General features: G+C 62.7%; 12 protein-coding genes. 3 read left to right on the forward strand and 9 right to left on the reverse strand.

The genetic code is table 11. The features are described from left to right. Positions 1-80: 80 nt before the first annotated feature. The 6 genes from H1S03_RS05845 to H1S03_RS05870 form a co-directional block, all read right to left on the reverse strand. Positions 81-1,700 (reverse strand): alpha-glucosidase, encoded by a 1,620-nt coding sequence (locus tag H1S03_RS05845; protein WP_185803588.1) that lies wholly within the window; start codon positions 1,698-1,700, stop codon positions 81-83. Then, positions 1,697-3,583, reverse strand: a complete 1,887-nt coding sequence (gene glgX, locus H1S03_RS05850; RefSeq protein ID WP_185803589.1) for a glycogen debranching protein GlgX — start codon at positions 3,581-3,583, stop codon at positions 1,697-1,699. Before glgX ends, H1S03_RS05845 begins: the two co-directional genes overlap by 4 nt. Before the next feature lie 80 nt (positions 3,584-3,663). Continuing rightward, positions 3,664-5,067, reverse strand: coding sequence for a glycogen synthase GlgA (gene glgA / locus H1S03_RS05855; RefSeq protein ID WP_185803590.1), 1,404 nt, complete (start codon positions 5,065-5,067; stop codon positions 3,664-3,666). A gap of 3 nt (positions 5,068-5,070) precedes the next feature. Beyond that, the gene (glgC, locus tag H1S03_RS05860) at positions 5,071-6,324 is read right to left on the reverse strand and encodes a glucose-1-phosphate adenylyltransferase (RefSeq protein WP_185803591.1); all 1,254 of its coding nucleotides are present in this window, start codon (positions 6,322-6,324) and stop codon (positions 5,071-5,073) included. A 233-nt stretch (positions 6,325-6,557) separates the two neighbouring features. Beyond that, complete coding sequence (glgB, locus tag H1S03_RS05865) at positions 6,558-8,732, reverse strand: 1,4-alpha-glucan branching protein GlgB (protein ID WP_185803592.1); 2,175 nt, start codon at positions 8,730-8,732, stop codon at positions 6,558-6,560. Between the two features lie 197 nt (positions 8,733-8,929). After that, the gene (locus tag H1S03_RS05870) at positions 8,930-11,377 is read right to left on the reverse strand and encodes a glycogen/starch/alpha-glucan phosphorylase (protein WP_185803593.1); all 2,448 of its coding nucleotides are present in this window, start codon (positions 11,375-11,377) and stop codon (positions 8,930-8,932) included. Positions 11,378-11,597: 220 nt separating this feature from the next. Between H1S03_RS05870 and gghA the strand changes: the two genes are divergently transcribed. Continuing rightward, positions 11,598-13,952, forward strand: coding sequence for a glucosylglycerol hydrolase (gghA, locus tag H1S03_RS05875; RefSeq protein ID WP_185803594.1), 2,355 nt, complete (start codon positions 11,598-11,600; stop codon positions 13,950-13,952). Here gghA and H1S03_RS05880 read toward each other — a convergent pair. Then, positions 13,949-14,464: a DUF421 domain-containing protein gene (locus H1S03_RS05880; protein ID WP_185803595.1), complete on the reverse strand. Its 516-nt coding sequence runs from the start codon at positions 14,462-14,464 to the stop codon at positions 13,949-13,951. The genes gghA and H1S03_RS05880 overlap by 4 nt on opposite strands. Before the next feature lie 125 nt (positions 14,465-14,589). Here H1S03_RS05880 and H1S03_RS05885 point away from each other — a divergent pair, with 125 nt between their 5' ends. Together H1S03_RS05885 and H1S03_RS05890 are read left to right on the forward strand one after the other, a co-directional pair. Then, positions 14,590-15,819 carry an LL-diaminopimelate aminotransferase gene (locus tag H1S03_RS05885; RefSeq protein ID WP_185803596.1) on the forward strand — a complete coding sequence of 410 codons (1,230 nt, stop codon included), beginning with the start codon at positions 14,590-14,592 and terminating at the stop codon, positions 15,817-15,819. Further along, complete coding sequence (locus H1S03_RS05890) at positions 15,816-16,139, forward strand: ribonuclease E inhibitor RraB (RefSeq protein WP_166189893.1); 324 nt, start codon at positions 15,816-15,818, stop codon at positions 16,137-16,139. Before H1S03_RS05885 ends, H1S03_RS05890 begins: the two co-directional genes overlap by 4 nt. A 61-nt stretch (positions 16,140-16,200) precedes the next feature. Here the strand turns inward: H1S03_RS05890 and recN are convergent, their stop codons facing one another. Both recN and H1S03_RS05900 read right to left on the reverse strand, forming a co-directional pair. After that, positions 16,201-17,853: a DNA repair protein RecN gene (gene recN, locus H1S03_RS05895; protein ID WP_185803597.1), complete on the reverse strand. Its 1,653-nt coding sequence runs from the start codon at positions 17,851-17,853 to the stop codon at positions 16,201-16,203. A gap of 4 nt (positions 17,854-17,857) precedes the next feature. Beyond that, positions 17,858-18,691 (reverse strand): outer membrane protein assembly factor BamD, encoded by an 834-nt coding sequence (locus H1S03_RS05900; protein WP_185803598.1) that lies wholly within the window; start codon positions 18,689-18,691, stop codon positions 17,858-17,860. Positions 18,692-18,732: the final 41 nt, after the last annotated feature.

Consider the following 18,732-nt stretch of genomic DNA (forward strand, 5'->3'; position numbering starts at 1 on the left):
CGCCGCATCACAACCTCCTCTGTCGGAGATACTGAATCACGCGACGAACGAATGGGGAAGCCTGATTATGGGGACAGGCCCTAGGCCGTCATTGCGAAGCCGAGCGGCGGCAGGATCAACTCACCGCCCTCCTGCGTTGCCAGCAGGTCACGTGCGGCTGGGAAATCCGCTATTTCGTCCAGTGACATGGCGATCCGCCGTTCCTCACGCGCGAAGTTGAACACGCAGGTCCGGCGGGCGCCCTCATGCTCGCGGGTGAACGCCAGCACATCGTGCGGCAATCCGTCGATGAATTTGACATCCCCCTTGACCAGAGCCGGATCGCCCTGCCGCGCGGCGATGGCATCACGGTAATGGGCCAGAACGCTGCCGTCGCCTTGCTGATCGACAGCCAGTTCAATGTGCTCCTGCGGGACGGGCAACCACGGCTTGTCCGCATTCGTCTTGGAAAAGCCGCCGAACGGCCGGTCCCCCTCCCACACCATGGGGGTGCGACAACCGTCACGCCCCTTGAAACCGGGCCAGAAACGAATGCCATAAGGGTCAGTCAGATCCTCATAGGCCACGTCCGCCTCGGGCAGGCCCAGTTCCTCACCCTGATACAGGCAGATCGAGCCGCGCAGCGAGGTCAGAAGCGAAATGCAGAACTTGGCGAGCCTCTGCCGGTCGTCGCCCGGCTCGGCCCAACGGGTAACATGGCGCGTCACATCATGGTTCGAGAAGGAGTGGCACACCCAGCCATCCGAGACCTTGTCCCCGATCCGCTCGATCGTCTGGCGAATGAACCCGGCGGTAAACTGATCCGCCAGCAAATCGAACGTATAGGCCATGTGCAGGCGACCGTCGCGCGTATAGGCGGCGACCGTGTCGTAGCTGCGATGCTCATCCCCGACCTCGCCCACCGAGGTGCGGGCATCGTATTCATCCAGCAGGGCGCGGACCCGTTGCAGGAATGCCAGGTTTTCCGGCTGCGACTTGTCGTAGAGGTGATCCTGAAAGGAATAGGGGTTGGAGGCCTCGATGAAGCTGGAGCCGCTGCCCCGCTGCGCCGGTGGGTTGTTGCGCAACTTGTCGTCGTGGAAATGATAGTTGCACGCATCGAAGCGGAAGCCATCCACGCCGCGATCCAGCCAGAACCGGATCTCCCCCAGCATTGCCTCCTGAACGTCGGGGTTGTGGTAGTTCAGGTCGGGCTGACTGGCGAGGAAGTTGTGCAGGTAGTACTGCCTGCGCACGCTGTCCCATTCCCAGCTTGGCCCGCCAAAAACGCTGAGCCAGTTGGTCGGCGCGGAGCCGTCCTCCAACGCATCGGCCCAGATGAACCAATCTGCCTTGGGGTTGTCGCGCGACTGGCGGCTTTCCCGGAACCACTCGTGTTGATCCGAGCAATGGGACATCACCATGTCCATCGTCACCTTCAGCCCCAGTTCGTGCGCACGGGCGATCAGCGCATCGAAATCGTCCAGAGTACCGAACATCGGGTCCACGTCGCGGTAATCGCTGACATCGTAGCCGAAATCCTTCATCGGGGATCGGTTGAACGGGCTGATCCAGATCGCATCCACCCCCAGCGCCGCGATATGATCAAGCCGCCGGGTGATCCCCTTGAAATCACCGATGCCGTCGCCGGTCGTGTCCTGATAGGAGCGTGGATAAATCTGATAGATCGTGGCACCGCGCCACCAGTCGTTGTCGGTCATGTCTCGTCCTTGATCCAGTAATCGACACTGCGCGCCGGCATCTCACCGTTCCAGCCGTTGAGTGAGCGCCAGCCCCCCTCGGGCGGGGTGAAGGTGATGGGCGCATCGGCTCCGTTCACGTCGATGATGACGGTTTCCATCGCCTTGCGCATCGCGCGGGCGTCGTGCCAATCCTCGTCCTGCTTGGGGCTGCCATCGGGGCGGCACCAGTCCACCTCGTCATCCGACAGGCGCGCGACATCGCGCAGTTCAGGGGTTTCGGCGCGCGCACGGGCATAGGCCTGCGACTGGGCCAGAAGCTCGGGGTCCAGGCCCTGCCAGTCCACCCAGCCGATTTCGTTGTCCTGACAATAGGCGTTGTTGTTGCCGCCCTGCGTGCGGCCGAACTCATCCCCGGCGGTCAGCATGACGCTGCCCCGACTGGCCAGCAGCGTGCCGATCATAGCGGCCACGTCGCGGCGGCGGGCGGCATTCACCGCCTCGTCGTCGGTCACGCCCTCGACCCCGTTGTTCCAACTGAGGTTATCGTTGTGGCCGTCGCGGTTATCCTCACCGTTCGCGGCGTTGTGTTTCTCGACATAGGCGGTGGTGTCCCACAACGTATAGCCGTCATGGGCGGAGATGAAGTTGACCACCCGCGTCCTGTCCCCCGGAAACGTGTCGGAGGACCCGGCCATGCGCGTCGCCAGCACGCCCATCTTGTGCGGCTGCCCCTGCCAGAACGCCCGCAGATCGTCGCGGTAGCGGTCGGACCATTCCAGGAACGGCTCGGGGAAGTTGCCCACCTGATAGCCGCCCGGCCCTATGTCCCACGGCTCCGCGATCAGGACGGACTTGCCGATCACCGGATCGTCGATCATGGCGCGCAGGGTCTGCGCCTGCGGATCGAAGCCCTCGGCCGTGCGGCCCAGAATTGGCCCCAGATCGAAGCGGAAGCCATCGACGCCGGTCTGCGTCAGGAAGTGGCGCAGGCTGTCCACGATCATCCGGCGTATGACCGGATGGTCACAGGCGACGGTGTTGCCGCACCCGCTGTCGTTGATCATCACGCCATCGATATGGCGGTAATATTCCTCATTCGCGAGGCCGCGGAAGCTGACGGTCGGCCCGCCATTGTCGCCCTCGCCCGTATGGTTGAACACCAGATCGAGCAGAACGCCGATGCCTGCCTCACGCAGTTTGGCCACCGTTTCGCGCAGTTCCGCCACACCACCGGGGCACAAACGCGGGTCCAGCGCCATGAATGTCACCGGATTGTAACCCCAGAAGTTGCTGAGGCCGAGCGGACCAAGGTGCCTCTCATCTATCCAGGCCGTGATCGGCATCAATTCGATCGCGTCGATATGCATCGCCTTGAGGTGGTCGATAATGGACGGATGCGCCAGCGCCGCAACGGTGCCGCGAATATCCTCGGGCACGTCGGGATGGGTGGCGGTGTAGCCCTTGACGTTGGTCTCATAGATCAGGCCGCCGGGCTGGAACAGCGGGGCGAGGTCCAACGGTTCCATCGGGGCGCGCAGGATCGAATAGGGCGTGCGTTCGCCGGTATCCATCCCCTCGATCCCCATTGAGGGGTCATAGGAATAGGGCCGGTCCAGTTCCACGGCCCAAGGGTCCACCAGCAGCTTCGAGAAGTCGAACCATGTGCCGGCCTCGGGATCGTAGGCCCCTTCGGCGCGGTAGCCGTACCGCGTGCCGTCGCCCAGGCCATCGACCTCCAGTTGCCACCAGCCCTCATGTTCGAGGGATCGCAGCATCTCCTGCCGATCCTCGACCTGATCGCCGGCCGTGCACAGCCACATATGATCCGCGCGAGGCGCATAGACGGTAAAGCGGGCGCCGGTGTCGGTCAGCGTCGCGCCGGGGCGAAGGTCGTCCTGCATGTCATCTCCTAAAAGGCGCGCACCGATTCGGCACTGCCGCGATGACACCTATGGTGCAATGCACAATTGGCAAGGTCGTGTCAGACTGCAATGGTTTTGTAGAGCGCGGCATATTCCTCGGCCGAGGCGTTCCAGCTTACATCCGCACGCATGGCGTTGCGCTGCATCACACCCCATTCGGGCGTGCCGTGCAACGCCACCGCATCCGCGATCGCATCCCCCAGCGCGGGGCCGCTGTCGGTATCGTGAACGAAGCCGGTTGCAACCGCTGCGCGACGGGCCGCACCGTTTGCATGAATCACGGTGTCGGCCAAACCACCCGTGCGCGCCACAACCGGCAGGCAGCCATAGCGCAGGGCGTATAGCTGCGTCAGCCCGCAAGGCTCGAACCGCGACGGCAGCAGGATCGCGTCGGACCCCGCCTGAACACGGTGGCTCAGCTTCTCATCGAAGCCGATATGGGTCGCCACATGACCGGGATGCCGCCGCGCCGCCTTGCGAAACGCATCCTCCAGCCCCGGTTCCCCCGTACCCAGCACCATCAGCTTGCCGCCCAAGCCCACGAGGTGGTCGATATTGTCCGCCAGCAGGTCGAGCCCCTTTTGCCAGGTCAGGCGAGAGATCACGCAGAACAGCGGACCGCCGGGCGTCAGGCCGAACTCATCGTTCAGCGCCTGGCGATTCACCCGCCTGCGCGCCAGCGTGCGGGCCGTATAGTTGCGGGCAAGGGCATCGTCCGTTTCGGGGTTCCACACGTCGGTGTCGATGCCGTTGACGATGCCGCGCACCAGATGGGCGCGGGGCGCGATCACGCCCTCCATGCCCATACCGAAATGCGGGGTCAGGATTTCCCGCGCGTAGGTCGGACTGACGGTGGTGATGGCATCCGCGGTGACCAGCCCCCCCTTGAGGAAACTAACATCGTCGTAATATTCGACTCCATCGACGGACCAGACGGCATCGGGCAGGCCCAGTTCGCCAAAGACCTGTCCGCCGAAACGGCCCTGAAACGCGATGTTGTGGATCGTCAGAACACTGGGTGGCCCGCCGCCGAAGCGCAGATGCACCGGCACCAGCGCCGCCTGCCAGTCATGCGCGTGCACGACATCGGGTTGCCACCCGGCCTCACCCCGCGCGATGCGAGCGGCGATATGCGCAAAGGTTGCGAACCGCCGGGCGTTATCGTCCCAGTCGCGGCCCGACGCATCGCCATACGGCCCGCCTTCACGGTCGAACAGCGCGGGAATGTCCAGCACGTAGAGCGACAGCCCGTCCTGCGTTGCGTGGCGCACCTGACCGCCATCGACCTTCATCACGGTCTTGGTCCTGCCCAGCGCGGCCATCACCTTGGGATAACCGGGCACCAGCGTGCGCATCTCGACCCCGGCGCCGACCAGCGCGGCGGGCAAGGCGCCCGCCACATCGGCCAGCCCACCGGTCTTGATGAGGGGATAAACTTCCGACGCGACGGACAGGACCTTCATCGTTCAGCCTTCCAACGCGTCGATCATCTTTTGCGTGATGAGGACGACCCCGCTATCCGTGCGCCGGAACCGGCGGGCGTCCAGTTCAGCATCTTCACCCACGATCATGCCGTCGGGAATCCGCACGCCGCGATCCAGCACGACCTTGGTCAGCTTCGCATGACGGCCGATCTCGCAACCGGGCAGGATCACCGCCTGATCGAGACGAGAGAAGGAATTGGTGCGCACACCCGTAAAGCATAGCGAATTCGACATCTCCGTCCCCGAGATGATGCAATCCCCCGCGACAAGCGATTGCACCGCGTAACCGCGCCGGCCTTCCTCGTTGTGCACGAACTTCGCGGGCGGCAGCGTTTCCGCATAGGTCCAGATCGGCCAGTCACGGTCGTACAGGTCCAGTTCCGGCACCGTTGTCGTCAGATCGACATTGGCCTGCCAATAGGCGTCCACGGTGCCGACATCCTTCCAGTAGGAGGTCGCCTCAGACGAGGAGCGTACACAGGATTGGCTGAACCGGTGCGCCTGCGCGTGGCCGTGCTTGACGATATGGGGAATGATGTCGCCGCCGAAATCGCGGTTCGAGCCGGGCGTCTCCGCGTCGCGGCGCAACTCTTCCATCAGGAACGACGTGGTAAAGACGTAGATTCCCATCGAGGCCAGCGCCATGTCGGGCTGACCCGGAATCGCGGGCGGGTCGGAGGGTTTTTCCACGAAATCGGTGATGCGGTCCGTCTCATCCACATGCATCACGCCGAAGCCGCTGGCCTCGGAACGCGGAACCTCCAGACAGCCGACCGTGACGTCCGCGCCGGAGTTCACGTGCTGTTGCAGCATGATCTCGTAGTCCATCTTGTAGATATGGTCGCCCGCCAGGATCACCATGTATAGCGGCGCGTAATCCTCGATAATGTCGATGTTCTGGAACACGGCATCGGCCGTCCCCTCGTACCAGCTGTCCGAGGTGCGTTGCGAGGCGGGCAGGATGTCGAAGCTCTCGTTCCGCTCCGTCCGCAGAAATCCCCAGCCGCGTTGCAGGTGGCGGATCAGGGAATGCGCCTTGTACTGGGTCGCCACGCCCATGCGACGGATTCCGGAATTCAGCGCGTTGGACAAGGCAAAGTCGATGATGCGGGTTTTTCCTCCGAAATAGACGGCGGGTTTTGCACGTATATCCGTAAGCTCCCTCAGCCTGGATCCACGGCCTCCGGCCAGAACGTACGCCATTGCATCGCGGCTCAACGGTCCTTGTCTTTGCATTGTCTTCCTCCTGTTATGGCGCCCCCCGTCGTCGCGCGAGGTAGCTTCGTTTTCTTTAACCCTAGTGCAAAGTTGGCAAATCGCATCCGCTAATTTCCATCGAGCGGAATGTAGGGGTCTCAATCGCTTCTGCGCGCGCATCCCATGCGTGTGATCGGCGCGCAGATGCACGCGCCGGGCAAATACCACAACGGCAAGCGATGCCAGGGTCGGAAAGACCCCTGCATCGCGATCTAGCCTTCGTATTCGAAAAACAGGGTCGCCAGAGGCGGCAACGTCATGGTTGCCGCACCGTTCGATGAATCGACGCCCCCCATATTGCCCACCCCGGAACCGCCATAAATCGGGGCATCAGTGTTCAACACCTCACGCCAGCGGCCCGACAACCGGTCTGGCAACGGAACGCGGTAATCGTGATGCACGTTCGGGGTCATGTTGCTGACCACCAGCACCGGGTTGCCGCCCGGCGCGTGGCGCAACCATGCGAAGACGGAGTTTTCGGCATCGTCGCCCAGCACGACTTCGACGCCGTCGGCCTCGTTGTCCCGACCGTGCAGCGCGGGCAGCGATTTGTAGATGCCGTTCAGATCGCGGACCAGATCACGCATTCCCCGCTTGAGAGGCTGATCCATCAGATACCAGTCCAGGCTGCGGCTCTCGGACCATTCCTGCTCCTGCGCGAATTCCTGCCCCATGAACAGCAGCTTCTTGCCCGGATAACCCCACATCAGACCATAGTAAGCCCGCAGATTGGCGTGTTTCTGCCACGTATCGCCGGGCATCTTGGCCAGCAGCGATCCCTTGCCGTGCACGACCTCATCATGGCTGATGGGCAGCACGAAATTCTCGGACATGGCGTAATGGAACGTGAACATCATGTCGCCGTGATGATGTTTGCGATGGATCGGGTCCTTGGACATGTATTCCAGCGTGTCGTGCATCCAGCCCATGTTCCATTTGAACCCGAAGCCAAGCCCCCCCGCGCTTGTCGGTTGAGAGACGCCGGGAAAGGCCGTGCTTTCCTCCGCGATCGTCATGATGTTGGGGTGCGCGCCATAGACGGCGGCATTCATCCGGCGAACGAAGGCCACGGCCTCCTTGTTGATATTGCCGCCCTCATCGTTGGGGATCCACTCCCCCTCCTCACGCGAGTAGTCGAGGTACAGCATCGAGGCCACCGCATCCACGCGCAGGCCGTCCACATGGTATTTCTCAGCCCAGAAAAGCGCGTTGTTCACGAGGTAATTCTCCACCTCCTTGCGCCCGAAATTATAGATCAGCGTGTTCCAGTCGGGGTGGTAGCCCTGCTTGGGATCTGCATGTTCGTACAGCGCGGTGCCATCGAAATTGCCAAGCCCGTGCGCATCGGTGGGAAAGTGTGCCGGAACCCAATCGAGGATCACGCCCAGACCCGCGCCGTGCGCACCCTCCATGAACCGGGCGAAGCCGTCAGGCTCACCGAACCGGGCAGTCGGCGCGTAGAGGCCTGTCGTCTGATAGCCCCAGGACGGATCGTAGGGATGTTCGGACACCGGCAGGAATTCGATATGGGTAAAGCCCATCTCGACGCAATACGGGATCAGGCGGTCCGCCATCGCATCCCAGCTGAGGAACCCGCCATCGTCCGCGCGCTGCCAACTGCCCGGGTGCACCTCATAGATCGAAACGGGTGTGCGGCGCTTGTCCGTCCTGGCCCAATGCGCGATATGGCCCTGATCGTGCCAGTCCTGGTTGCCCAGCCGGTGCACGATGCTGGCCGTGGCGGGGCGGTATTCGGCGGCGAAGGCGAAGGGGTCGGCCTTCAGCGGCAGCAGCCCGCCATCGGGTCCGATCAACTCGAACTTGTATGAGGTGCCGGGGCCAATTTCCGGTATGAAAATCTCCCACACGCCGGTGCTCTGACGCAGACGCATCGCGTGCTTGCGCCCGTCCCACATGTTGAATTCGCCGACAACAGAAACCCGACGGGCATTGGGCGCCCAGACCGCGAAGTTGGTCCCCTCCACGCCCTCATGCGTCATCACCTGCGCGCCCATGCGGTCGAACAGACGGGAATGTGACCCCTCATTATAAAGGTAGTCGTCCATCTCACCCAGAACCGGCGAAAAGGAATAGGTGTCGATCAGCCGCCACGACGCCTCCTTGTTCGAGGCGTGATAGCGAACCGGCTGGCGTTCGGTCAGGCTCACCGGCCCGTCGAAGAAGCCTTGCACATCGCGGCAGGTCAGCTCCCCCACGACCGTTCCGTCGAGCGTTTCGACCTCCACCCGCCTTGCACCGGGGATAAAGGCGCGGGCGATGAAACCGGCGCTGGTCTGGTGTACGCCCAACAATCCGAACAGGTCGGAATGTGTTCCCGAGAGCACCGCGGAAATGGCGCCGGGTTCGGTCAACTGGGTGTCTGCCATGCGAAATGCTCCTTGGGTCTCTTTGAGCGTCACCTAGTGCCACGCGCGGTACAATCAAAACCGGTACAGGCAAAACCGGTACAGGCAAAACCGGAGCAGGCAAAACCGGAACAGGCAAAACCGGAACAGGCCCCGGTTCGCCTGAATCTTCGCGGTTCCGGCGATCCAGGTGCAAGACCGGATCGCCGGAAACCCTATCAGGGCAGCACGGACCAGATTTCCCGTCCGTACTGGCGGATCGTGCGGTCGGAACTGAAATACCCCATACGCGCGGTGTTGCGGATGGAGATAGCGTTCCAGCGCGACCGGTCGCGCCAGATGTCGTCCACCTCACGCTGAGCGGCGGCGTAGGCGTCGAAATCCGCAGCCAGCATGAACCAGTCGCTCATCCTGATGCCGCCGATCAGATCGTGGTAGCGGCTTGGATCATCGGGTGAGAAAATCCCGCTTTCGATCGCGCTCAAGGCCTGCGCCAGTTCGGGGGAGGCCGCGATGACCTCCTCGGGGACATACCCGTCGGCACGTTTCTGGGCGACTTCGCTGGCGGTCATGCCGAAGATGACGATGTTGTCCGCGCCCAGATGCTCGCGCATTTCGACATTCGCACCGTCCAGCGTGCCGATGGTCAGCGCGCCGTTCAGGCCGAATTTCATGTTGCCGGTGCCCGACGCCTCCATCCCGGCGGTGGAGATTTGCTCGCTCAGATCCGCAGCGGGGACCATGACCTCGGCCAGGGAGACATTGTAGTTCGGCAGGAACGCAACCTTGAGGATATCGCGTGTCGCGGGATCGGCGTTGACGACCTTCGCCACGTCGTTCGCCAGCTTGATGATAAGCTTGGCGTTGTGATAGCTCGCCGCCGCCTTGCCCGCGAACAGCTTGACCCGTGGCACCCAGGGCCGCTCCGGATGGGAGCGGATCTGATCGTAGAGCGCCACCGTCTCCACTATGTTGAGCAACTGGCGCTTGTATTCGTGGATACGCTTGATCTGGATGTCGAACATCATCGCAGGGTCGATGGACAGGCCCATGCGATCCTGAATCAGATTGGACAGGGCGGCCTTGTTCTCAGCCTTGATCGCGGCAATGCGCTGTTGCACCTGCGCGTCTTCGGCCACGTCGTTCAGCGCGGTCAGCCGGTCCAGATCCGTCATGATGCCGTCGCCCGCGACCTCACGCGCCAGATTATAGAGCTTCGGGTTCACCTGCATCAGCCAGCGGCGCGGCGTCACGCCGTTCGTCTTGTTGTTGATGCGCAGCGGATAAAGCTGATGCAGATCGCGAAACACGGTCTGCTTCATCAGGTCGGTATGCAGTCCGGACACGCCGTTGATCGAATGCGCCCCGACAAAGGCCAGGTTGCCCATCCGCACCCGGCGACTGCCGTTTTCGTCGATCAGGCTCATCGCGGAGATCTGCTCAGGCTCGAACGTCCCGACGGAGCGCGCTTCCTTCAGCACACGCGCATTGATCGCATAGATCAACTGCATGTGACGCGGCAGCAGACGCTCGAACAGGGGGACAGGCCAGCTTTCCAGCGCCTCGGGCAGCAGGGTGTGGTTGGTATAGGCGAAGGTCCGCTTCGTGATGTCCCACGCCAGATCGAAATCGAGGTGATGAACGTCGATCAGCAACCGCATCAGTTCCGCGACGCTGACCGCAGGGTGGGTGTCGTTGAGCTGGATCGCCGCCTTGTCGGGCAGCGAAGTTATGCGCCCGAATTGCGACAGGTGCCGCCGCAGGATGTCCTGAAGCGATGCGGATGAGAAGAAATACTCCTGACGCAGACGCAGCTCCTGACCGGCCTCCGTCTCATCCGCGGGATACAACACGCGGCTCAGCGCCTCGGCCTTGTTGCTTTCGCGCAGGGCGCCGATATGGTCGCCCGCGTTGAACTTGCCCAGCAGGATCGGGTCCACCGGCTCCGCCCGCCAAAGGCGCAGAGTGTTCACGCGCTTGGCCTGCCAGCCGACGATGGGGGTATCGAACGCTTCGGCCACGAAGCGTTCCGCCGGGGTCCAGGTGCAGGCGTCCCCTTCGCCGGTCTCGATGCTGCCGCCGAAACCGATGTCATATGCGCTTTCGCGCCGGCCGAACTCCCACGGATTTCCATGCTCCAGCCAAGTTTCGGGCAATTCGACCTGCCAGCCGTCGCTGATCTCCTGCCGGAACATGCCGTTCTGATAGCGGATGCCATATCCGTAGGCGGGAATGTCCACGCTGGCCATCGATTCCATGAAACAGGCCGCCAGACGCCCCAGGCCCCCATTGCCGAGTGCGGCATCCGGTTCCAACTTGCGAATCACGTCCAGATCGACGCCCAGATCGTCCAGCGCCTGCTGCAACTCGTCCACCAGTTCCAGATTGGTCATGGCATCGCGCATCAGACGCCCGATCAGGAATTCGAGGCTGAGGTAATAGACCCGCTTGCCCTCGCGCCGATAGGTGTCGCGCGTGCTTTCCATCCACTTCGTCACGACCCTGTCACGCACCACCAGTATAACGGCCGTCAGCCAATCGTCCTGCGTGGCCACGGTCGCATCCTTGCCGATGCGATAGGTCAGGCGGTTGACGATGTCGGTGGCCAGCAGCGCAGGATCGGACGACTTGGGTGTCGGCTCCAGGGCACCTCCGTGCGGCTTCATATCTGGGTCTTGCGACGTTTGGGTCATGCGTATGTATTCCCGGAATAGGCCCGGGTTAGCCGGGGCGTGGATGTACCACTTCGTTATGCGCGGTTTATGCTGCAATGCAAGAGAATCAACTCAAACCGCTTTGATACTATGGGGCGAAATACGGAAAAGTCGTTTGACGCAACCCGCCCCACGGGCCATCTGTGGAACGAAACGGACCAAGGAGCGCATCATGATCGACCGCAACGAAACCGCGAGCGAGGCACTGCGCGACTGGCTTGAAACGACCCTGAACGGCACCGACGCCGCGTTCGAGGTGCAACAACAGATCGCGCCACGGGTCGGCGCCCATCTGCGCGATGACCGCGCGGAGGTCATTTTCTGGACGCCCGAGCTGCTGGAACAGCGGGTTCCTTCCGGCGATGTCTTTCTGGAATGCCTGCAACCGGACAGCACGCCCGACCTGACCCGTGCCCGGCAGAACATCCGGTTCACGCGCACCTGGATCGCCATGGACCGGGTTCATGATTATTCCTGCGTCAGCATCGACGGCATGGATGCGGGCACCCGTGATCGGATCGGCACGTTCTACCGCCTGGCCTGGCGCGACGCGGCGGGCGACTGGCACCATATCCTGGACCCGATGGCCTGGTCCCTGCCCTTCGGCGCGTTCGCACCAGCCGAGTTCTATGATGTGGAGGGGATGCTGGCGGCCCGCACCGATGGCGACTATTGGACTCAGCGCCGCGAAGACGAGGTCACGAAGTTCGGGCCGCCCGTGAACATCCAGCAAATTCACGTCCCGACCGCCACCGCTGGCGGAACGCTCGCATCGCTGACCGCACTGTATGAGCGGCTGGCCGAGAAGGTCGCCGCAGGTGCTGAACTGGAACCGGCCGAGGAATTGTTCGCAGGCTACGACGCCGTGCAATTGCTGCCGGTCGAACCGACCACGGTGTATGAGGCCGGACCCGCCTTTTGGGAGGAGGAGGACCACGGCAGCGACAGTCTGACCGTCGATCTGACCCGGCCCGACACCACGAACTGGGGCTATGACGTGGTGATCGCGGGCATGGGCACGGTCAACCCGGTGCTGCTGGAATCAGGTCGCCCGGATGAATTGCTGGATTTCGCCTGCGCGTTGCACAATTTCCCCCGGCCCAAGAAGCTGGTGCTGGACGTGGTGTTCGGGCATTCGGACAATCAGGGCACGAACGTACTGAACTCCAACTGGTTCGCCGGGCCGAACATGTATGGCCAGAACATGAACTACCGCCACCCCACCGTGCGCGCACTGATGCTGGAAATGCAGCGGCGCAAGGTGAATTTCGGAGCCGATGGCGTGCGGGTGGACGGGGCGCAGGACTTCAAGTGGTGGGATCCCGAGGTAGAGGCGATGCGCCATGACGACGAGTATCTGCAATCCATGTCCGATATCGTGCAGCAGGTCGCAGGCACATCCTATCGCCCGTGGTTCGTGTTCGAGGACGGCCGCCCCTGGCCGCAGGAGGATTGGGAGCTGTCCTCCACCTATCGCGCGGTGATCGAGGGGCAGCGCGATCCCGATGTCTTCCAGTGGGGACCGCTGACATTCGCGCACAACACGCCGTTTCTGTACGGTTTCTGGCTGTCGAAGTGGTGGCGGATTCGGGAGATTCTGAATCACGGCTCCAACTGGATTTCGGGCTGCGCCAATCATGACACGCTGCGGCGGGGAACCCAGGTTGATACCAAACTGAACGTGAACACGCGTCTGGGTCACACCCGTATGGAGATCCTCGACAAGGCCTATGACAACCCGGCCATCCAGCTGGTGACATATGCCGCGTTTCCCGGGGTGCCGATGGATTTCGTCAATGCCTCTGCCCGGGCCTCGTGGGGGTTCATCCGCAATCAGGATGACAAATACGGGGTCAAGGTCGTGGCGGAGGAAGCCATCAGCCTGAAATGGCAGGTCGATGAATACAGCTACTCCCTGCCGCAGAGCTTTCCACGGCTCAAGGCCATGGGCTTCGAGGATCGTGAAAGTCTGGTAAGGTTCATGGAATTCCTGCCCGCCCTGGTCGAGGTTACGGATTACGACCTGAACGTCATCGCGAAACTGCTCAGCGAAGTGGATCCAGCGCTGGACGGCCCGCGACCGCTCAGTGTCAGTGCTCTCAAGGATATCGCGCGGGCGTGGATGGACGACATGCACGAATATTGCAACGTTGCACGCCACCACGCGGGTTTGAGCGCGACCCAGACCCACTTCAACCACCAATTGCGCGAATTCCGCCGGGACCGTCCATGGCTGCGCGATAATCTGGGAGAGAGGGACCGATTCGACTATCGCCGCCCGGTGGACGGAACCGTGCTGTTTACATCCTTGCGCCATGCGCCGGATGGCGAACAGGTCTTCATGGTCGCCCATATGGAAGGCGGAGAAACCGGTGAGTTCGATCCACTGCGCCTGCCGATACAGGGATTGGAGGGCTTCGGCTGGGAGGTGGCGTTGCGCACCGCTCAAATCGGGTCCGATTTCGTCGGCGGCCCCCTGTCACTGCACGATTCGATGGGGCTGGTTTATACCCGCCGCCCGAGCTAGCGGCGCACCCCGTCCAGCATCATATCCCAATCCAGCGCGGGGCCATCCGCGTCGCCGTGCAGAACACTGACGTCGCCGGTCGTTTCCAGTACGACCGCGCGCACCTGACCCGTATGCAGCACGTTGGCCTCCCGCAGCTTCGCGATCAGATCGGAACGTGTCATTCGCGCGGCCAGCAGGTTCTCCTCAAGGATATGAGGGCCCTTCATCAGCAGCAGCGGGGTATTGTCGATCACCTTGCGCACCGGCTCGAACGAAGAACGCAACCGCGCGGCGGTCCATTGCACGGCGAAGATCATTACCAGCCCGGCCACACCGCGCAATACCGGTATATCCGGTGACAGCAACGCGGACGCAACGATAGAGCCGGTCGCAACCGTCAGCGCGAAGTCGAAGCCGGACATCTTGGTAAAGCTGCGCAAGCCGACAATTCGTGTAATCACCACGATCGCCACAAGCAGCACCACGGCGCTGCCCGCCAGATTTAACAGTTCGGAAATATACTCATTCATGTCCAGCGAGATAGCGCAGAAACACGATCGGTCGATATCAATCTTCGAAAAGCAGGATTCTGTCGTTGCCCTCCCCATTGGCCAGCTACATAAAGCTTCAACCCCATGCCAAATCCGGACACGCCATGACCGAAGAATTCTACCGCATCAAACGCCTGCCGCCCTACGTTTTCGCAGAGGTCAATCGGCTCAAGGCGGAATACCGTGCAGGCGGCATGGATATCATCGACTTCGGCATGGGCAATCCGGACATGAATACGCCCAGCCATATCGTCGATAAACTGGTGGAGACGGTGCGCCGCCCCCGGACGCATCGCTACTCCTCCTCCAAGGGCATTCCGGGTCTGCGCAAGGCTCAGGCCGGCTATTACGCGCGACGCTTCGGGGTGAAGCTGGATCCCGAAACGGAGGTGATCGCCACCCTCGGATCGAAGGAAGGCCTGGCCAACCTTGCCATGGCGATCACGGCCCCCGGCGATGTGATGCTGGTGCCGAACCCTTCGTATCCCATCCACCCTTACGGCTTCATGATCGCGGGCGGCACCCTGCGCCATATCCAGACGCTGGTGAACGGTCAGTTCAAGCCCGAGGCGTATTTGCGCCAGCTTGAACTGGCCGTGGTGCATTCGGTGCCCAAACCGGTCGCGGTCGTCGTCAGCTTCCCCTCGAACCCGACGGCGCAGGTGACGGACCTCGATTTCTACCGCGATCTGTTGAAGTTCGCGAAAAAGCACCACCTGTGGCTGCTGTCCGATCTGGCCTATTCCGAGATCTACTTCGACGACAATCCGCCCCCCTCCCTCTTGCAGATCGAGGGCGCGAAGGACATCGCGGTCGAGTTTACGTCCCTGTCCAAGACCTATGCCATGCCCGGCTGGCGCATGGGCTTCGCCGTGGGCAATGAGCGGTTGATCGGCGCACTGGCGCGCATCAAGTCCTATCTGGACTACGGCGCCTTTACCCCCATTCAGGTCGCCGCCGCCGCCGCGCTGAACGGGCCGGACGATTGTATCGGGGAAATCCGCGATACATACCGCTCACGCCGCGACACGCTGGTGGAATCCTTTGCCCGCGCGGGGATGGATATCCCCTCACCGCCCGCGACGATGTTCGCATGGGCACCGGTGCCCGAGAAGTTCCGCCATCTGGGCTCCATGGAATTCTCGAAGATCCTGCTGCGTGAGGCAGAGGTCGCGGTATCACCCGGCGTCGGATTCGGGGAATACGGTGAGGGCTACATCCGCCTGGGACTGGTGGAAAACGAACAGCGGATCCGGCAGGCCGCACGCAATGTGCGCAAGGTGATGGAGGATGCCGACCGCATCCTTGCGCAATATCAGGGGGCAGAAACATGAGCTGGGACTACGAATTCCAAAAAAACGTGACCGCTGTCACCCTCAAGGAACTGCGCGATAGCGGCGATCTGGCCACCGGGGCGCAGGTGACGCTTGATCTGGAATTCCTGCCAACGGACACTGCGGATGCCGATGCCTGCGCCAAGGCGCTGCGCACCTTCGGATATGAGGTCGAGATCCACGAGGATGGCATGATCGCCGCCTCCATCGGCAACGTTCCCCTGACGTTGGAGGGTGTCTGGCAGCAGGAGGAGCGCGCCACCAAGATCGCGCTGGATCGCGGATACGAACCCGACGGCTGGGGCTTTTGGGAGCCGTGAATCCCTCCAACGATCCGGACTGACCGACATCCGGCGATCTGGCCTCAATCGCTCACTGGCCTCAATCGCTCAGCAAGGTCCGCGCGGCGGCCCGCGCCTCATCCGTCACACGGTCGCCTGACAACATCCGGGCAATTTCATCCACACGCTGTTCCGGCCCCAAGGGGGTGACATCCGTCGTCGTCATCCCGTCCGTGACCGATTTCGCGATCCGCCAGTGATGTCCGCCCCGTGCCGCGACCTGGGGCGAGTGGGTGACGACCAGAACCTGCGCCTTTTGCGCGATGGAGCTGAGCCTGCGCCCGACCGCATCCGCCGTCGCACCGCCGACGCCGCGGTCAATCTCATCGAAGATCATCGTCAGACTGTCGGCCCGTGTCGTCAGGCAGACCTTGAGCGCCAGCAGGAACCGTGACAGCTCCCCCCCACTGGCAATCTTGTTGATCGGGCCGGAGGGGGCACCGGGATTCGTGGCGACAGTGAACACGACAGTATCCGTGCCCTCGGCTGAGGGAGGGGCTTGCGTGATCTCCGTCGCGAAGACCGCCCGCTCCATCTTCAACGGTGCCAGTTCCGCCGCCATGGCCGCGTCGAGCCGGGCGGCTGCCGCGACGCGATGTGCGTGCAATGCCTGTGCCGCCATGTCGAAATCGTGCTGTGCGCGGGTCAGGTCAGCCTCCAGCCCGGCGATCTGATCGGCGCCGCTGTCAATCTCGCCCAGCTTGCCCCGCATATCCTCGGCAAAGGCGGCCAGATCATCCGCCAGAATACCGTGCTTGCGGGCCAGGCCCCGTATTGCGAACAACCGCTCCTCGATCCGTTCCAGTTCCAGCGGATCGAAATCGAGTGTATCCAGTAGCGTACTGACACCTGATTGCGCGTCCGACAGTTCCGACAGCACCCGCTCCAGCGCCGCGACCGAGGGATCGGCCAGACCGTCCAGCGCGGCGGCCGCCCCCTCAATCCAGCGCAGGGCATCGTTCAGCGGACCCTCCGCGCCCTGCGGACCGATGGCGGTGTCGGCGCGCTGCACATCCTCCCGCAGCCGTCCCGCCGCCTGCATTTGGCGGCGCACGATGTCCAGTTCGGCGTCCTCACCCTTTTGCGGGTCTAGGCTGTCCAGCTCCGTGATGGCGTGGCGCAGGAATTCCTCATCCTTCCGCGCCTCCTCCAACTGCGCACGGGCGTCACGCAATGCCCGTTGTGCTTTGGCCAGGGCGAGCCAGTTTGCGCGCGTCGCCTCAACCAAGGGGGCGGACCCGGCGTAGTCATCAAGCAGATCGCGGTGGCCCTTGGGGTCCAGCAAGCCGCGGTCGTCATGCTGGCCGTGGATTTCCACCAAAGCGGCGGACAGGGTGCGCAGAACCTCACCACTGCATCGGCTGTCGTTGACCCAGGCAGTCTTGCGCCCATCGCGGGTGTTCGTGCGTCGGATCAACAGGCTGTCCTCGTCGCCGGGCAGCCCGGCCTGCGCCAGCACATCCGCCACGGTCGCATTGCCGCGTACGTCGAACTCCGCCACGACCTCGCCCTGCTCCGCCCCGCTGCGGACCAGATCGGCCCGCCCGCGATGCCCCAAAGCGAAGCCGAGCGCGTCGAGCAGGATCGACTTTCCGGCCCCGGTTTCCCCGGTCAGCACGTTAAGCCCCGGGCGAAAGGTCAGATCCAGCCGATCGATAAGGATGATGTCACGAACCGCAAGGCTCAACAGCATGAGCTTATAGCCACTCGCCCAGGATCACCTGCCGATAGATGCGGCCCAGAACACCCCCTTCGTCCGAGGCATTCAGCGCGCCGTCGGTTTCCAGCAATCGGTAGCTGTCCGCATACCAGTCGGAACCGGGGAAGTTGTGCCCCAGAACGGAGGCGGATTTGATCGCCTCATCATCCAGACCCAGCGCCAGATAGGATTCGACCAGCCTGTGCAACGCTTCGGGCGTGTGCGAGGTCGTCTGATACTCATCCACCACGGCCTTGAACCGCCCGATGGCGGCGATGTACTGACCCCGCTTGAGGTAATAGCGCCCGACCTCCATCTCCTTGCCGGCGAGGTGATCGAGGGCGAGGTCGAACTGCAATTCCGCCTCACGTGTGTATTCGGAGTTGGGGTAGCGCTCAATCAGAACGCGCAGCGCCTGCAAGGCCTCCAGCGTATTGCCCTGATCGCGACCCACATCGTTGATCTGGTCATACCAGCTTTGCGCGATGAGGTATTGCGCATATGCGGCATCGGGATCGGCGGGATAGAAACTGATGAACCGTTCCGCCGCCGAACGCGCCTCGACGAAATCCGTGGCCTCGTAATAGGAAAAGGCGGACATGATCAGCGCGCGCTTGGCCCATTGCGAATAGGGATACAGCCGCTCGACCTCACTAAAGGTCCGCGCGGCCTCACGCTCCGCGCCGCGGTCCAGATCCGCCTGGGCCATATCGAAAATCTCCTGCGCGGAGCGGGCTTCGATGGGAACTTCTTCTTCACTGCTGAAAACGCCACAGGACGAGAGTGTGGCCGTAACCAAAAATGCACTGAGCAATGTCTTAGCACGCATCATCTTCGACGATCCTAACTGTCCTCACGAGCGCCGCGGCACCC

This window comes from Pontivivens nitratireducens (assembly GCF_014235845.1).
GTDB lineage: Bacteria > Pseudomonadota > Alphaproteobacteria > Rhodobacterales > Rhodobacteraceae > Pontivivens > Pontivivens nitratireducens.

Excerpts from the sequence above, each read along its gene's own strand:
- H1S03_RS05845 (WP_185803588.1), bottom strand. The coding sequence starts at position 1,700 with ATGACCGACAACGACTGGTGGCGCGGTGCCACGATCTATCAGATTTAT.
- glgX (WP_185803589.1), bottom strand. The coding sequence starts at position 3,583 with ATGCAGGACGACCTTCGCCCCGGCGCGACGCTGACCGACACCGGCGCC.
- glgA (WP_185803590.1), bottom strand. The coding sequence starts at position 5,067 with ATGAAGGTCCTGTCCGTCGCGTCGGAAGTTTATCCCCTCATCAAGACC.
- glgC (WP_185803591.1), bottom strand. The coding sequence starts at position 6,324 with ATGCAAAGACAAGGACCGTTGAGCCGCGATGCAATGGCGTACGTTCTG.
- glgB (WP_185803592.1), bottom strand. The coding sequence starts at position 8,732 with ATGGCAGACACCCAGTTGACCGAACCCGGCGCCATTTCCGCGGTGCTC.
- H1S03_RS05870 (WP_185803593.1), bottom strand. The coding sequence starts at position 11,377 with ATGAAGCCGCACGGAGGTGCCCTGGAGCCGACACCCAAGTCGTCCGAT.
- gghA (WP_185803594.1), top strand. The coding sequence starts at position 11,598 with ATGATCGACCGCAACGAAACCGCGAGCGAGGCACTGCGCGACTGGCTT.
- H1S03_RS05880 (WP_185803595.1), bottom strand. The coding sequence starts at position 14,464 with ATGAATGAGTATATTTCCGAACTGTTAAATCTGGCGGGCAGCGCCGTG.
- H1S03_RS05885 (WP_185803596.1), top strand. The coding sequence starts at position 14,590 with ATGACCGAAGAATTCTACCGCATCAAACGCCTGCCGCCCTACGTTTTC.
- H1S03_RS05890 (WP_166189893.1), top strand. The coding sequence starts at position 15,816 with ATGAGCTGGGACTACGAATTCCAAAAAAACGTGACCGCTGTCACCCTC.
- recN (WP_185803597.1), bottom strand. The coding sequence starts at position 17,853 with ATGCTGTTGAGCCTTGCGGTTCGTGACATCATCCTTATCGATCGGCTG.
- H1S03_RS05900 (WP_185803598.1), bottom strand. The coding sequence starts at position 18,691 with ATGATGCGTGCTAAGACATTGCTCAGTGCATTTTTGGTTACGGCCACA.